At 54.9% G+C, this 17199-nt stretch carries 9 protein-coding genes and 3 tRNA genes; 5 read left to right on the top strand and 7 right to left on the bottom strand.

The window, feature by feature from the left end:
* Positions 1 to 128 precede the first annotated feature (128 nt).
* The 5 genes from KGFNPO_RS04235 to acs form a co-directional block, all read right to left on the bottom strand.
* Positions 129 to 2696 (bottom strand): DUF349 domain-containing protein, encoded by a 2568-nt coding sequence (locus KGFNPO_RS04235; protein ID WP_472633246.1) that lies wholly within the window; start codon positions 2694 to 2696, stop codon positions 129 to 131.
* A gap of 245 nt (positions 2697 to 2941) precedes the next feature.
* Positions 2942 to 3496, bottom strand: a complete 555-nt coding sequence (locus KGFNPO_RS04230; protein ID WP_472633245.1) for a hypothetical protein — start codon at positions 3494 to 3496, stop codon at positions 2942 to 2944.
* 522 nt (positions 3497 to 4018) lie between these two features.
* A tRNA-Leu gene (locus KGFNPO_RS04225) sits at positions 4019 to 4111 on the bottom strand.
* A gap of 249 nt (positions 4112 to 4360) precedes the next feature.
* A tRNA-Ser gene (locus KGFNPO_RS04220) sits at positions 4361 to 4451 on the bottom strand.
* A 135-nt stretch (positions 4452 to 4586) separates the two neighbouring features.
* A complete protein-coding gene (gene acs, locus KGFNPO_RS04215) occupies positions 4587 to 6569 on the bottom strand; it encodes an acetate--CoA ligase (protein ID WP_472633244.1) in 1983 nt (660 codons plus the stop codon).
* Positions 6570 to 7357: 788 nt separating this feature from the next.
* Here acs and KGFNPO_RS04210 point away from each other — a divergent pair.
* The 5 genes from KGFNPO_RS04210 (at position 7358) to KGFNPO_RS04190 (ending at position 12056) form a co-directional block, all read left to right on the top strand.
* Positions 7358 to 8896 carry a fumarate hydratase gene (locus KGFNPO_RS04210; protein WP_472633243.1) on the top strand — a complete coding sequence of 513 codons (1539 nt, stop codon included), beginning with the start codon at positions 7358 to 7360 and terminating at the stop codon, positions 8894 to 8896.
* A gap of 96 nt (positions 8897 to 8992) precedes the next feature.
* The gene (gene murI, locus KGFNPO_RS04205) at positions 8993 to 9844 is read left to right on the top strand and encodes a glutamate racemase (protein ID WP_472633242.1); all 852 of its coding nucleotides are present in this window, start codon (positions 8993 to 8995) and stop codon (positions 9842 to 9844) included.
* A 99-nt stretch (positions 9845 to 9943) separates the two neighbouring features.
* Positions 9944 to 10019, top strand: a tRNA-His gene (locus KGFNPO_RS04200).
* A gap of 301 nt (positions 10020 to 10320) precedes the next feature.
* Complete coding sequence (locus tag KGFNPO_RS04195; RefSeq protein WP_472633241.1) at positions 10321 to 11247, top strand: HipA domain-containing protein; 927 nt, start codon at positions 10321 to 10323, stop codon at positions 11245 to 11247.
* Positions 11247 to 12056, top strand: coding sequence for an HIRAN domain-containing protein (locus tag KGFNPO_RS04190; protein ID WP_472633240.1), 810 nt, complete (start codon positions 11247 to 11249; stop codon positions 12054 to 12056). The genes KGFNPO_RS04195 and KGFNPO_RS04190 overlap by 1 nt, the downstream gene beginning before the upstream one ends.
* 503 nt (positions 12057 to 12559) lie before the next feature.
* Here KGFNPO_RS04190 and fdhF read toward each other — a convergent pair.
* Both fdhF and KGFNPO_RS04180 read right to left on the bottom strand, forming a co-directional pair.
* Entirely contained in the window at positions 12560 to 15427 is a 2868-nt protein-coding gene (gene fdhF / locus KGFNPO_RS04185) for a formate dehydrogenase subunit alpha (RefSeq protein ID WP_472633239.1), read from the bottom strand.
* Positions 15428 to 15452: 25 nt separating this feature from the next.
* Positions 15453 to 17183 (bottom strand): NADH-ubiquinone oxidoreductase-F iron-sulfur binding region domain-containing protein, encoded by a 1731-nt coding sequence (locus KGFNPO_RS04180; RefSeq protein ID WP_472633238.1) that lies wholly within the window; start codon positions 17181 to 17183, stop codon positions 15453 to 15455.
* Between the last annotated feature and the right edge of the window lie 16 nt (positions 17184 to 17199).

The following is a 17199-nucleotide window of genomic DNA, read 5'->3' as shown; positions in this document are numbered from 1 at the left end:
TGGACACCTATTACCGGTCTCCAGTACTGTCTTGCTGTTTAGATTTGTGCCTTTCGTGTTTTTCGTGGACATTGTTTTCCGCCATGATGCACATGCTTGGTATCAGTGCATTCCCGCACTGAATCTCATCAGTCACCGCTTTTCATTTTCTGCAGCAAATCCGCGATGCGCTGCGCACTTTGGGCGTCGGTTGCGGCAGGCAATGCACACAAGGTGACGAGTTGCTCCTGTTGCGTGATCTGCTTTTGTCCCGCTCGCAGCGAGGATTGCAAAACTTCCACCTGCATCTTCAGACGCTCACGCGACAATTCTGCCGGACTATCGCAGCCCAGCAGGATTTCCAGCCGCAACAATTCCTGTCCCAGTTGCGCGCTGTTATCGGCCAACGTTGCCGCATACCCGCTGTCATTGGCTGCCAAAGCCGTCAACGCCGCGGAAAAGCGCATCTGCAACGCACGCTCAAGATGTGCTGCCAGCGGCGCTTGCTGCGACCATTCGGCGGACCAGTCTCTATCTGGCTGCGGCACCTGCGCAATTGCCGCCTCGCCCGCCTGACACAGGGATAGTTTGCGATGCAACGCATCGAGTTCGCTAGTTTGCGCGGCGCGTTTGATCGTATTCATGCGTTGCTGCAAAACAGCCACCGCGGTATCAAAACGCTGCGTCAGTTGCTGCTCGGCGGCACGCGGCACATAGCCGGTCTGGCTCCATTCATTTTGCAACTCGCGCAAAATCTTGCCCAGCGCAGCGGGAGATTCCTTCGCGGCGGCTTCCAGTCCGGCACATATCACTTCTTTTTGCTGCAAATTCTGTAACCGATCAGCATCGGCGACCTGTGCCGTTTCCTTGCGCTTGGCAAAAACCGCGTCGCAAGCCTCACGAAAACGCACCCATAACGCCTGTTCGTCACGCCGCTCCAACGGCAGGGATAGCGATTGCTCTTGCCAACGTGCCTGCAAGGCACGCAACGCCTCGGGCGCAGTACGGTCATCGGCGCGAATCTCGCTGGCGTCAGTGATCAGGCGTTCGCGACGCTCGATGGCGGCGGCGCGCTCGCGCGCCAAAGGATCGGCCAGTACGGACAGGGCAGCGGCAAATTCGGCGTCCAGACGTTTTTTCTCCTTGCGCTCGATGATGCCCTGCCGCTGCCATGCCAACTGCATGCGCTGGCATTGTTGCGCGACATTCTTCCAGTCGACCTCAGATGCATCCTGCGTTTCTGCGCTTAAACTGCGCAATTGTTCCAGCAATGCCTGCGCCTTGACTGCATTTTGCTGGCGCTCCTCGGCCAGTTCCCGGTAATGGGCGGCAACCGGTTCATAGGCACTGTTGCAGGCGGCGTCGAAGCGATGCCACAGTTCGCGCGATGACGCGCCGGCCGAAACGTCGAGCGACTTCCAGCGCTCGCGCAGGCTACCGATTTTTTTACCCAGTTCTGCCAGCGGCAATTTCTGCAGCGGCAATTCTTCGGCAGTCTTGAGCAATTCTTCGCGTGAAACATTGCCGCCCCATCGCGCCCAACTCATCAGGTGCGCCAGTTCGACCCTGGCCTTGGCCAAGTGCGGCGCTTGTGCGGCCGACGGCTTGCATAATTTGGCATCGATTGCGCGCAACGCCTTGTCGTGCTCGCAAGCCACTTGCAACAAGCCTTGCTCCAGCGCTTTTTCCATGCCATCCAGTGCTTCGGCAAAGCGCTGCTTGAGTTCCTGCAACTGGGCGACCGCTACAGGATCTATTGCTGATTGCGGTGTCGCAGTTGGCTGGGGCGCTGCGGGTTCTGCTTCCAACATAACCGGCTCCGCAGTCAACGTCGCTGGCGCAGCATCTTGAAAATGCGCATCCAGGTCGGCCTCGTCACTGCCTGCTGGTCCAGCCGCAGATGATGCCTCCGGTGCCGGTGGCGTCTCTGTTTCATTTGCGGTAAGTAATACTGCACTGGCCAACAGTGCGCTTTGGCGCTGCTGCACTGCCAGTTTCTGACGCGCCATCTCCAGTTCTTTCAGGCAAGCCGGCAGCAAGTGCTTCGGCAACGCCGGCACTTCAGTGGCAGCGGCATGCTGCTCCACCGCCAGCGCCAGTTCATCGAGCATGCTGGCGCTAACGCTGACGTCGGACGGCGCATCGTCAAGTGCGTTCGTGACCTCGCGCAACCGGGCCAGCGCATCGATTAACGCACGCTGCAATTCCACCTGACACGTCAGGCGACTGTGCAAAGTGGCACGAACGGTCTCGAATGTTTGCCGGGTTTGCCCTACCGGCACATTGATTGCAGTCCAAACCCGGTCCAGATCGGCGACCTGATTCGGCATCAATTGGGGATCGACAACAAGTCGATGGGCCTGTTCCAAACTTTCTTGCGCACGCTGTTCGCACTGGGCAAGTTGCAGGCTGGACTCGATTTTGCCTTGCATCAATCGGGCAACGCGGCGATCGGTATTGCGCATCGCACTGCGCACCTGTTCCTGCAGCGGTTGCGAACTGATGTGGGCGGCCGCTATCAGGCGCGCATCGGCAAACCCGCATTGCAGGATAAATTCGACTGCGGCTGTTTCCTGGCCGTCCAGAGCGCCGGCCTGGGCCAGAGCCGCTTGCCGGGCATTCTCTTGCTGCACTTTAGCTTCAGCCGACGCAGACCGCGCCACTGGCGGTACGGATAAGGACTTCTTGGCAGAACGCCTGAAAAGGAAAGAAAACATGACGAGGACGAGGAAGGTTGAACAAGGCGCACATAATAACAAGCCGCTGCCTTCCTGCAGTCGTTTTTGTCAACTGACAGCTTGTCTGTCTTACAGAATCGAGATGTTTTTACAGCGATGGCATGTCGATGCATCATCTTTCTATGGCGACATGTACCAAATTTTTACGCGTACTGCCTGGCGCAATTGCAATAGCGCGCGGGTCGATGCTTTAACCGTTGGTATTGTTATCGAATAAGACCGTGTTAATCCAATCGCACACCAACCTTTTGGGACGCAACAGGCACCGCAGCGGAAGTGCTTATCTTGGCATTGTGAGACAGTAATTGTCTGGCAATCTGAAACCAATCTTCTGCCGTCAAAATTCGGCTTGCCATTGGGAATAACGCGTTTTCTTCCTTGTCAACTTTCTTCAACACTGTGGTGCAGTACAGTTCGACGGCTTCCCGCAATTCAAGCACACGCAAGCCTCCCTGTTCGATCGCCTGCGTCAGCTTCCCCCTTATCGAACGCAATATGTTTAGGCTCAGCAAGCCCAATGATTCCAGCTCTGCCAACAGTGAACCTGCATACAGACTCATTTTGCGCATTCTGCTTATCAGGTAGATATCTATCTTGCGGCACTGAGCGCATTCATGAAAATGGTTTAATTGCGCTAATACGCCATCTATCATGGCGCTATCCATCACAGAAATACCCGTCATTCTCTGCTGGATATGATCGTGCAATGACGCTAATTTTGTACGAGTGCCGTTTTCTTCAGCAGAAAACACGATGAGCGAATAAGTAGTCGTCAACATAGTAGATCCTCAGCCATCGGCTGCCGTTGTGGGCAGCGAGCGACTAAATTGAATCGATCGATATACATAAAAGCATACACAAGCCAAATTATAAAAGGCGCGTGATAACGAGATTTTGAGATGGCGCAATAACTATGACGGAACTTCTTGACTAAAAAATAACTAGCTGCTAGCTACTCACAATTCATTTTTAAGCGTAAAGATGCGAACCTCTTGCCCCAGTGATGAAAATGCGATCGCACATGCAATTTTCGTGAGCTTACGATTTCCGGCACAAAAATGTCGAAATACGATATCTGCGATTTGAAATTGGGAGTTAAAACAGAGCGCATTTCATAACCTGTACATTGAGCGAAAATGGCGCTCGCATGGAATAACAATCTAAAAATTAAACCAGAATTATTAAATTGGGTTAATCAAGTTATTTACTACTTGAAATGGCGTAAGACAACAAAAAACCCGCATCAGCACTGGGCTTGATGCGGGTTATTGGACTAACTTGGACTTCTTAATACATGTTCTTGGTGCCCGGAGCCGGAATCGAACCGGCACGCTCCTTTTCAGGTAAGCGGCGGATTTTAAGTCCGATGTGTCTACCAGTTTCACCACCCGGGCATGCAACCATTTAAAACAACTTACCTAGAAATAAAGCTTTGTGATCCTGTAGGAGTAGGCCGAATTGTAACCGGTCTGAAAAGCTTTACAAGTTGTTTACACTTACTGCAAATCAAAAATTTTATATTTGCTACCACAGAGCACTTGACGTCTTCCCCGGTCTATAGAACGGAGATTCCTACAATACAAGTAACGGCATGTCCGCCTCTGATGAAAAGGCCTCCCACTTGGGAGGCCTTATAAACACTGTGGCGGAGAGAGGGGGATTCGAACCCCCGATAGGCTATGAACCTATACACGCTTTCCAGGCGTGCGACTTCAACCACTCATCCATCTCTCCTGCATCTTCGCTTTCGCGAAGCCGCAGATTATAACAAACAATATGTAAATATTGCCAGTGTTAACTAATTACGGGATCTTAAAATTTAAAAACGGTGCATCTGACCAATGCACCGTTCTGGCACATCTACTGAAATTACTGTGCCTGCTTCAGCTGCTCCAGAATGGCTGGATTTTCCAGTGTCGAGATGTCCTGCGTGATGTCCTCGCCCTTGGCCAGCACACGCAGCAAGCGGCGCATGATCTTGCCGGAACGGGTTTTCGGCAGGTTGTCACCGAAGCGGATTTCCTTCGGCTTGGCAATCGGGCCGATTTCCTTGGCGACCCAATTGCGCAACTCGGTAGCGATCCGTTTGGCGTCATCGCCCATTGGACGCGTCTGTTTCAACACCACAAAGGCGCAAATCGATTCGCCCGTGGTGTCGTCCGGCTTACCGACCACCGCGGCTTCGGCCACCAGCGGGTTAGCCACCAGTGCCGATTCGATCTCCATCGTACCCATGCGGTGACCGGAAACGTTGAGCACATCGTCGATGCGCCCAGTGATGGTGAAATAACCGGTATCCGGATTGCGGATTGCACCGTCACCGGCCAGATAAGTCTTGCCACCGAGCTCGGCTGGGAAATAGCTTGCCTTGAAGCGTTCCGGATCGTTCCAGATGGTGCGGATCATGGCCGGCCAAGGGCGCTTGACCACCAGCAGCCCGCCCTGGCCGTTCGGCATGTCTTGCCCTGATTCGTCGACAATCGCCGTCATGATGCCTGGCAATGGCAGTGTGCAAGAGCCTGGCACCATCGGCGTAGCACCCGGCAGCGGGGTGATCATGTGGCCGCCGGTTTCGGTTTGCCAGAAGGTGTCGACTACCGGGCAACGTTCATTGCCGATATTCTTGTAGTACCACATCCAGGCTTCCGGATTGATCGGCTCGCCTACCGAGCCCAACAAGCGCAGGCTGGACAGATCGTATTTTGCCGGGGCGACACTCGGGTCTACATCGGCGGCCTTGATCAATGAACGAATCGCGGTCGGCGCGGTGTAGAAGATGCTGACCTTGTGTTTGGCAATCGTGTCCCAGAAGCGGCCGGCGTTCGGGTAGGTTGGAATGCCTTCGAAGATGATTTCGGTGGCGCCGACTGCCAGCGGGCCGTAGGCAATGTAGGTATGGCCGGTGACCCAGCCGATGTCGGCGGTGCACCAGAATACATCGTCAGGCTTGATGTCGAAGGTCCACTTCATGGTCAGCATCGCCCATAGCAGGAAACCGCCAGTGGAGTGCTGCACGCCTTTAGGAGTGCCGGTGGAACCGGACGTGTACAAGACGAACAATGGATGCTCGGCGCTGACCCATTCCGGCTCGCAGCTTTCGGCCTGATCTTGTAGCAGATCGTGCAGCCACAGATCGCGTCCTTCGACCATGCTGATGTTGCCGCCGGTGCGCTTATAGACGATGACGTTGCGAATCGTGCTGCAACCGCCCAGTGCGAGCGCTTCATCGACGATGGCTTTCAGAGGCAGATGCTTGCCGCCGCGGAACTGTTCATCTGCGGTGATAACGGCAACGGCGCCGGCATCGATGATGCGTTCCTGCAGGGACTTGGCGGAGAAGCCGCCGAACACGACCGAATGGGTGGCGCCGATGCGTGCGCAGGCTTGCATCGCGGCTACGCCTTCGACCGACATCGACATGTAGATGACGACGCGGTCGCCTTTCTTGACGCCGAGCGATTTCAAGCCATTGGCGAATTTACAGACGGTGCGGTGCAATTCGCGGTAGCTGACTTTGGTGGAACTGCCGTCGTCGGCCTCAAAAATGATGGCAGTCTTGTCGGCGTTGCCGTTTTCCAGATTACGGTCGAGACAATTGTAAGAGGCGTTCAGATGGCCGTCTTCGAACCATTTGTAGAACGGCGCATTGGATTCGTCGAGGGTCTTGCTGAAAGGTTTTTGCCAGAGGATGTTTTCGCGTGCCAACTTAGCCCAGAAACCTTCGTAATCCTGCTCTGCCTCGGCGCACATCGCATTGTAGGCATCCATGCCGGATATGGTGGCGTTCTTGACGAACTCTGCCGGCGGCAGAAAAACACGACTCTCTTGATTTGTGGATTCAATGCCTGCCATTTGTCTTCTCCATGTGATGATGATTTAGTTGATAACATAGACTTTTACTCTTACTAAAGTCTTACACATCCGGAACCGGGCATACGATCAATACGCTGCAGCACAAACATGCGTACTTGAAAACCTGGCGTTGCATGTGTCATAAAGTCGAGAAATTCTGCTTATTTCTTTCTTTCCGCTGAATTTCGCCAAAACACATTCTTGGTTATGCCAGCTTTGCCGTCTGCGTTATTGCGTTTCGTCATTGTTGTGACGATTTTATCGCCTCAAAACTTGAGCGTAATCCCGGATTAGGTTTTCACGCCGAGCGGCGCCGGCATGGGTTTTATCGGGTCAAGAATCGCCCGTGTGTCGACTTCATGGCCAGCAAGTGTAAAATCCCGTCTGGTTCAGAAACAATAGAAGGATGCTTGGAGAGCCATAAAACAAGCGCAGAACGCCCTTAAATAATGAATTTAATGTTGGAGTATAGATAAAAATACTGATATTACCGCATTGTTTTAGGGCTACTTAAAAAATACAAATGCCAGTATATTTTTTGCATGGAAACCCATGAAAAATGTCCGCTTAGCATGCGACGCGTTAAAAAATTTCCAAAATCCATTTTTTTGCAAATCCGTTCATTGCAATTATTACCACAGACCGAGCCCAATTCACCCTTCATTCATACACCAGCACGACAGCTCCTGGGCTCAACTGTCTACCGATGATTGTCGACTGCAACCCCATTCCGGCCTGCATACGCCAAAAGAATAGCAATCCTTAATTTTAGCCAAGCGAGAACCATCATGACCATCATCAAGCAGGACGACCTTATTGAATCCGTTGCCGGCGCGCTGCAATACATCAGCTATTACCATCCGGCCGACTACATTGCGCATCTGGGGCGCGCTTATGCGGCAGAGCAAAGCCCGGCAGCCAAGGATGCGATTGCGCAGATTCTGACCAATTCCCGGATGTGCGCCGAAGGCCATCGCCCGATCTGCCAGGACACCGGCATCGTCAATGTGTTTCTGAAAATCGGCATGGAAGTCCGGTTTGAAGGTTTCAAAGGCTCCATCGCCGACGCCATCAACGAAGGCGTGCGACGCGGCTACAATAATCCGGAAAACAAGTTGCGTGCTTCGATCGTGGCTGACCCGCTTTTCGAGCGCAAAAATACCCGCGACAACACACCGGCCGTGATCCACATGGAGTTGGTACCGGGCAATACAGTCGAGGTCCAGATTGCAGCTAAAGGCGGCGGCTCGGAGAACAAGAGCAAGTTCGTGATGCTCAATCCATCCGACTCAGTGGTGGACTGGGTCATGAAGACCGTGCCGACCATGGGCGCCGGCTGGTGCCCGCCGGGCATGCTAGGGATCGGCATCGGCGGCACTGCTGAAAAAGCCATGCTGATGGCAAAAGAAGTGCTGATGGAAGACATCAACATGTACGACCTGCTTAAACGCGGCCCGCAGAACAAGACTGAAGAACTGCGGATCGAACTGTTCCAGAAAGTCAATGCGCTCGGCATCGGCGCTCAGGGCTTGGGCGGCCTGACCACGGTGCTCGACGTGAAAATCATGATGTATCCGACCCACGCCGCTTCCAAACCGGTGGCAATGATCCCGAACTGTGCGGCAACGCGCCACGGACATTTCGTGCTCGACGGTTCCGGCCCGGTCTTCATGGAGCCGCCGTCGCTGTCAGACTGGCCGGAAGTGCAATGGGCACCGGACACTGAAAAATCCAAACGCATCGACCTCAATACCTTGACCAAGGCCGAAGTTGCATCCTGGAAGCCGGGCCAGACGCTGCTATTGAACGGCAAGATGCTGACCGGCCGCGACGCCGCTCACCAGCGCATCCAGGACATGCTGGCCAAGGGCGAGCCATTGCCGGTCGATTTCACCAATCGCGTAATTTACTATGTCGGCCCGGTTGACCCGGTTGGCGACGAAGCAGTCGGCCCGGCCGGCCCAACCACCGCGACACGGATGGACAAATATACCGACATGATGCTGGAAAAAACCGGTCTGATTTCCATGGTCGGCAAAGCGGAGCGCGGCCCGGTTGCGATCGAATCGATCAAGCGGCACCAATCGGCTTACCTGATGGCGGTCGGCGGCGCAGCCTATCTGGTCTCGAAAGCCATCAAGAGCGCAAAAGTGGTTGGCTTTGCCGACCTCGGCATGGAAGCAATTTACGAGTTTGACGTGAAAGACATGCCGGTTACGGTAGCGGTCGATGCTAACGGCACCTCAGTCCACGATACCGGGCCGAAAGAATGGCAAGCCCGGATTGCCGCAACCTCCGTGGGCGATATCGCAGTCACCACCAAGTAAATACGGATCTGCCCTCGCCGGGCGAAGTACCGAATATTGTTTTCGGCTACTTCGCCCGGCAATCCAATCACCCCATACACTTTTTCGCACCGTCCCTTGACCAATTCCTCCGTGCGCGCCAGCGTTTTTACGGCAGCAGATGCACCCGTCGGCATTTTTGATTCCGGCATCGGCGGCCTGTCGGTATTGCGCCATATCCAGGCCCAATTACCACAAGAAAATTTGCTGTATTTTGCTGACTCTGGCTTTGCCCCCTACGGTGAAAAAACCGAGCAATTCATCGTCAACCGTACGCTGGCAATTACAGACTTCCTGCTGCTAAACGGTGCCAAAACCATCGTAGTGGCCTGCAATACTGCCACCGCCGCTGCCATCAAGGCACTGCGAGCGCGTTACCCGCAGTTGCCGCTAGTCGGCGTCGAACCCGGGCTCAAACCGGCTGCAGCGTTGACCAAAAACAATGCTATCGGCGTACTCGCCACTGAACGCACGCTGGCTAGCAGCAAATTCAGGCAACTGAGCGAACACATTGCTACCAGCACTGGCGTACGGATATTCACACAAGCCTGTGCCGGACTGGCCGACCAGATCGAAAAAGGCGAACTGCAATCCGCGGCAACCGCCTTGCTGGTGCAACGCTATGTCGCACCATTGATTGCACAGGGAGCCGATACCTTGGTGCTCGGCTGCACGCATTACCCTTTCGTGCTGCCGCTGCTCCAGGATGCAACCCGCCGCGCCACGTCTCAGCCAGTGACCATCATCGACACCGGCCTGCCAATTGCCTTGCAACTGGAGCGACTCCTCAAAAATCATGAGTTGCTGAACACATCCAGCAACCCGGGCCAGCTACAGACATTCACCACCGGCAACGAAACAGCGCTAAAAGTCGCTTTAAGCAATCTGTTGCACCTGCAGCCAAGCATCGCAATGGTGGCAGTCAGCTAGAAAACAAATGAACTAGTGCATATTTTGATTTACAAGCAAGGCACAAATTTATATAATCGTCGTCTTCTGCAAATCAACGTAGAAAAGCAAAAAACAGTGGTGGCTGTAGCTCAGTTGGTAGAGTCCAGGATTGTGATTCCTGTTGTCGTGGGTTCGAGCCCCATCAGCCACCCCAAGAATTCAAGGCTTTAGCCGATAGCAAGTACTAATTTTTGGAACGTGAATTCCAATTTTTGGAACTTGGATTTAAGGGAACACGTAAAAACGTGTTCCCTTTTTTAATTTTCGAGCAGGCAACAGCGAGCCGACTCAATATTTGGGGCGCGAATCAGTTATCCTTAGCAACCACACCTTGGACGAGCCAATTCGAATAGAGCATTTACTTCGGGCACTAAATGCGTGTTAGCGTGTTTTCAAAGGCTGCTCTACAAAATGGCGACGAGATTATATCTTGTTGTAATATTGTCACTTAAACAATGTTTCCTATAATCGCCCTCCCACCTGATGCCGCTGAATTCTCCGAACAGATGGGAACCAAATTCAAGTTTTGGTACACTGATCCGCTACGCGGTTTATGCCTCTTCAAAGAAGGTCGCCCCGGCACAGGAGAGAACTGGGCAGAAAAGCTAGCGGGCGAGTTGGCGCAATTGCTGGGAATTCCACACGCAGTATATGAATTAGCCCAATGGCAAGGGAAGTTTGGCGTCATGTCCCCTTCGTTTGTGCAAGAAGGCGGCCGTTTAATTCACGGCAATGAATTAGTGGGGGGGAAGGTTACCGTCGCACAGGACGATAAGCAGTTGCGATTCTATGCTCAACGAAGCCACACAGCATCTCGCGTACTGACATACTTAAGGGTAAATGCTGACTTTCTTAATCCGCCACAATCATATGTGCCAATTCAGGGTATAAACTTATCAATAGATATATTCGTAGGTTATCTACTGTTTGACGCTTGGATTGCTAATCAAGACCGTCACTCTGAGAACTGGGGTGTCGTGAAAACGGAAAAAGCATTGTATCTTGCCCCTTCTTATGACCACGGCTCGAGTTTGGCCAGACACGAAACTGACGAGCGTCGGAAACAAATGATGACGACTCGCGACAAGGGCGGATCGATAGAATCCTACGTTAGGCGAGCACGATCCGCACTGTATCCAAACGCTGCGGGCGATGCGAAGGTCAAATCTTATCTAACTACTGAAGCATTTGAATATGCATGGAAATTACGGCCAGATGTGGGTGATGTATGGCGTAAAAGGTTAGCAGGCATAAGCTTGGCCAACATACGGGACGTAATCAATCAAGTCCCGAAAGAACACATGTCTGATGTGACTCGCGAATTTACCGCACGCTTGCTTCAGTTAAATTCTGAACGATTGATCGCACTAAAAATTTCATAATGAACACTCTTTTTGTAGCATGGCAACAACCCGACTCAGGAGAATGGATTCCTGTAGCCCGCTTAGAGCGAGCGGATGATATCTATCGGTTTTCATATACACAGGGCGTATTTAGATCTAAAGGATTTCAGACATTTAACGGAATGAATCGGCTCGACGCAGTATATGAATCGACCGTGCTCTTTCCGTTATTCTCCAACCGTCTGATCAACAAATCACGTCCGGAGTTCAAAGAATATCTCCGGTGGCTAGGTCTACCAAACATGGCTGATGATCCGATGGCTATCTTGGCGCTGACTGGAGGAATTCGAGGAACAGACTCGATTGAGCTCTTCCAGCCACCGGCAGTGACAGATGATGGACGCTACAATTTGGAATTTTTTGCGCGTAGCCTGTCGCACCTTCCAAAAGAAATGATAGATCTTATCGGGGTATTAAAGCCTGGTGCTCGACTATTTTTGATGAGGGATAGTCAAAACGCTTTCGATCCGTTCGCACTGGCCCTGCGCACTGAGTCCCCATCTTTTTTCGCAGGGTACTGTCCAAAGTATTACGGAAAAGATCTAGGTACGCTGTTGGCTGATCAAAAAAACGCGCTCGAAGTGCGCGTAAAATGCGTTAATTCAGACGCTCCGCTAAACATGCGCTTGCTATGCTCAGTAACAGCAAAATTGCCAATCGAATTCTCTCCTCTTGGAAACGAGCAAGATTTCAAGCCTGTGGTCAACACCATTCCCATTGAATGGCAGAATTTAACGGCATCGTTTGCCGAAGCCCTACAAGGCGTAGCCTCTACCAGTGGCCATTAATGATGGACAGTAGTTTCAATTAGTATTTGCGAGGCCGTGGGAAATCGCACGCAAGGGCCAAGATCTCACTGCTAACACCAACCGGCAGCACAAAGTTTTATCGTTGCCGCACAGCTAATTTCCTCTGGCTAATATCAACAAAATGGTTACACGCTTCGGCTGGTAGCCATTTTTTATTTTTGGAACTTGGATTTAAGGGAGAACATAAAAATGCACTCCTTTTTTTCATGGCCGGATCAATCAAAGGCACATCGAGCGCTGGCAGCTTTAGCCTGCCACCAGACCTGCATCAATTACCCGACTTGCTGTGCCAATCTGTGTCAAAAAATTTCGAGCAGCCTATAACGAGGTCAGATGTGATTTATATTTGGCTGCAGGCGCGGTGGGTGATGGTTACACGCCAGCGGCGACAATGGAAGAAATGCACAAAAAATAGGCGGAAAATACGAAGGTCGAAAAAAAGCCGCGCAAGGCGGCTTTTTTGATGTCGATGGCAACTTCGGTTACCTCGCCAGCTTACCCAACTTATTACCTAACTTATCCAGCGCTTGTCCGCCGCCATAACTGCCTTGTAGCGGCACCGCGCCGCCCAGGAAAACACGAATCGCGCAATACTTGAATTCGGGAATTTTTGCGTATGGGTCCAGTGCCGCATTGGTCAGCTTGTTAATCGCAGCTTCGTAATAACAGAACGGTACAAAAACCGCCCCGCGCGGCGAACTGTCATCGGCCCGCGCATACAGCGATACCGTGCCGCGCCGCGATTCGATGGTCACGATATCGCCCGGTTTGCCGCCCAGCGCATCCAGGTCGAGCGGATGCACCAGCGCCACCGGATCGGGTTCAATCGCATCCAGCACGGTCGCACGGCGCGTCATGCTGCCGGTGTGCCAGTGTTCCAGCTGGCGCCCGGTGATCAACACCATCGGATACTCGGCATCCGGGCGTTCGGCAGCCGGGATGATGTCGGCCGGCACAAAACGCGCACGGCCTGTTTCGCTGGGGAATTCTTCAGTAAATACAACTGATTGGCCTGGATCGCCTTCATTGCGGCACGGGTAAGTCACTGCATGCTCGCGTTCCAGCCGGTCCCAGGTGATGCCGGCGATGCTCGGCATCGTATGCCGCATTTCGTCGAATACTTCCGAGACATGCCCGTAATGCCAATCGAGCCCAAGCTGCTGCGCGATCTGCTGGATGATCCACAAATCCTGTCTGGCGTCGCCCGGTGGATCGATGGCCTGGCGGCCCATCTGCACCAGACGATCGGTGTTGGTGAAGCTGCCGGTTTTTTCGGGGAAGGCGGAAGCTGGCAAGATTACATCGGCCAGATACGCGGTCTCGGTCAGAAAGATATCCTGCACCACCAGATGATCCAGTGCGGCCAGCGATTCGCGGGCATGGTTGGCATCCGGGTCCGACATAGCCGGATTCTCTCCCATGATGTACATGCCTCGAATTTCGCCTTTTTTGATCGCGTGCATCACTTCCACTACCGTCAGGCCGGGCTTGTCGTCCAGCGTGCCGGGTGGCAGCTTCCAGCTTTGTTCGAAACTGGCTTGCACTTGCAGATCTGTCACATGCTGGTAGTCCGGATACATCATCGGAATCAGGCCGGCATCGGACGCGCCCTGCACATTGTTTTGTCCGCGCAGCGGATGCAGACCGGTGCCGGGCCGGCCGATTTGCCCGGTCATCAAGGCTAACGCGATCAGGCAGCGCGCATTGTCGGTGCCGTGGATATGCTGCGATACGCCCATGCCCCACAGGATCATCGAGGCCCTGGAGCTGGCGTATAGCCGCGCCACATATTTGATGGTGTCGGCATCGATGCCGCAGATCGGGGCCATCAGTTCGGGGCTGTAGCCCTCGACGTTCTTTCTCAACTCCGCATAGCCTATGGTGCGGCTGTCGATGAATTCCTGATCGACCAGGTTCTCGTGCACGATCACGTGCATCATCGCGTTCAGCATGGCAACGTCGGTGTCCGGTTTGAACTGCAGGAAGCGGTGCGCGATGCGCGCCAGTTCCGAGCGGCGCGGATCGCACACCACCAGTTTGGTGCCGTTCTTCACCGCATTCTTGATCCAGGTTGCGGCTACCGGATGATTGACGGTCGGATTGGCGCCGATAATCACCACCACTTCCGCCTTGGTCACATCCATCACCGGATTGGATACCGCACCTGAGCCGATGCCTTCCAGCAGCGCAACCACCGACGATGCATGGCACAGGCGGGTGCAATGGTCGACGTTATTGCTGCCGAAGCCGATCCGCACCAGTTTCTGGAACAGGTACGCTTCTTCGTTGCTGCCCTTGGCCGAGCCGAAGCCGGCCAGTGATTTTTTGCCATGCGTGTCGCGGATTTTTGCCAGCGTGCCGCCGGCAAACGCCAGCGCTTCTTCCCAGCTGGCTTCGCGGAATACATCCATCACGCGCTCCGGGTCCATCGTGAAGTCGCCACGTTTCGGCGCATCGGCGCGCCGGATCAGCGGCACTGTCAGGCGCTGCGGATGATGCGCATAATCGAAGCCGTAGCGTCCTTTTACGCACAGGCGACCGTGGTTGGCCGGGCCGTCGCGCCCTTCGACGAAGGCGATCTTGTTGTCCCTGACGTGATACGTCAGCTGGCAGCCGACCCCGCAATACGGGCAGACCGAAGCAACGCTCTTGTCGGGCTTCGCCAGCGCCGCATCGCGCGCCGGCATCAGCGCGCCGGTCGGGCAAGCCTGCACGCATTCGCCGCAACCGACGCAGGTGGATGCGCCCATCGGATCATCCATGTCGAACACGATTTTCGCCTGATCGCCGCGAAAAGCCAGGCCGATCACGTCGTTGGCCTGCTCGTCGCGGCAGGCGCGCACGCAGCGGGTGCACTGGATGCAGGCGTCCAGGTTGACGGTGATGGCCGGATGCGAAACATCGGACTGGACTTTGGCGCGGGCACGGGCGCTGGCACGAGTGTTAAAGCCGCGCGGTTTGCCCACGCCCAGCGCACGGCTCCAGAAATCGACTTCATTGTTGCGCGTGTAGCTGGTTTCCGGCATGTCCGACAGCAGCAGTTCCAGCACCATTTTTTGCGACGCAACGGCGCGCTGGCTATTGGAGGTGACTTCCATGCCGTTGCTTGGATTGCGGCAGCAGGACGCTGCCAGCACCCGCTCGCCATTGATCTCGACCACGCAGGAGCGGCAATTGCCGACCGCTTCCAATCCTTCCTTGTAGCAAAGATGCGGTATCTCGATACCTTCGCGGCTGGCGATCTGCAGCAGGGTTTCAGTCGCCTTGCCATGCACTTCGCGTCCATTCAACGTGAAGGTAACGTGCGGCGCTGCAAGTTGCGCCATTTCATTTCGGGCAATCACGTTCATGATGGTTCTCAATGTCTTCAGGCTGTCAGGCCAGTTCGTGCGAAAAATATTTGACCACGCAATCGATCGGATTCGGCGCCGCGTGGCCCAGGCCGCAAATCGAGGCGTCCCGCATCACATTCGACAACTCTGCCAGCAACGCGATGTCCAACTGCGCCCACTTCGGCCGTTCGATCAAACTGGCAGCCTTGGCGGTGCCGACCCGGCACGGCGTGCATTGGCCGCAGGATTCGTGCTTGAAAAACTGCATCAGGTTGCGCGCCGCGCCGACCGCCGTATCCTGATCCGACAGCACAATCACCGCGGCCGAACCGATGAAGCAGCCGTAGGCTTGCAGCGTATCGAAATCAAGCGGAATCGCGTTCATCGTCGCCGGCAGAATGCCGCCCGATGCGCCGCCCGGCAGATACGCATAGAAGGTATGGCCGTCCTGCATGCCGCCGCAATATTCGTCGATCAGTTCCTGGACCGTGATGCCGGCGGGTGCCAGCTTGACGCCCGGCTCCCTGACGCGCCCGGAAACGGAAAACGAACGCAAGCCCTTGCGGCCGTTTCTGCCGTGGGAGGCGAACCAGTCTTCGCCTTTTTCCAATATCTCGCGCACCCAGAATAGGGTTTCAAAATTGTGCACCAGCGTCGGCCGGCCGAACAAGCCGACTTGCGCCACATAGGGCGGGCGCAGACGCGGCATGCCGCGCTTGCCTTCGATCGATTCGATCATCGCCGATTCTTCGCCGCAGATGTAAGCGCCGGCGCCGCGCCGCAGGAAAATTTGCGGCATTGCAGCCATCGGTGGGTTGGCGCGCAACTTGTCCAGTTCGGCTTCCAGCATGGTGCGGCAACCGTGGTATTCGTCGCGCAAATAGATATAAATTGCATCGATGCCGACCGCCCATGCAGCAATCAGCATGCCTTCCAGAAAGCGATGCGGGTCGCGTTCCAGATAGACCCGATCCTTGAAGGTGCCCGGCTCGCCTTCATCGATATTCACGGCCAGCAGGCGCGGCCCGGCTTCCGCGCGCACGATGCGCCATTTGCGCCCGGCCGGAAAGCCCGCGCCGCCCAAGCCGCGCAAGCCGGAGCCTTCCATTGTCCGCATCACCGATTCGACCTCGCGCACGCCGGAAATGCAGTCCTGCAACAACGCATAACCGCCTTGCGCTTGATAAGCGGCATAGTCGATGCAGCCGTCCGGAATAGGTTGCACTGCCTTGGCCGCAACTTGGGCCGCAACCTGGGCTGAAACGTTGATAGCAACCGCCTCGCAGCTGGCGTGCGGCACCGGGGTTTGCCCAACGATGGCAACCGGCGCCTGCTCGCAACGGCCGACGCAGGGCGTGCCGATCACGCGCACCTCTTTGCCTAATATTTGTGGGAGTTTTGCCAGCAACTCGCGCGCGCCGGCCATTTCGCATGACAAGCTGTCGCAGACCCGCACCGTCAATGCCGCGGGTGCGCTCTCGCCTTCCTTGACGACATCGAAATGATGATAAAAGGTCGCGACTTCATACACTTCGGCCTGGGACAAAAGCATCTCTTGCGCCAGAGCCGCCAGATGTGCGGCTGACAAACAGCCGAAGCGGTCCTGGATTTTGTGCAGATGCTCGATCAGCAGATCAGGCTGACGCGACGCGGTGCCGAGCAGCGCCTGCACCTCGGCCAGCGCAGCAGGGTCGACGCGACGGCCCTTCGGTGCCTGGCGCTTGCGCTGCCTGTCGCCTCCGGTTGCAATGATGGGGATAATTGTCTGGTTCATGCCTGAGTGGCCCGTT

It is taken from the genome of Gelidimonas diazotrophica, assembly GCF_055694025.1.
This window is presented reverse-complemented; position numbering and strand designations above follow the sequence as displayed.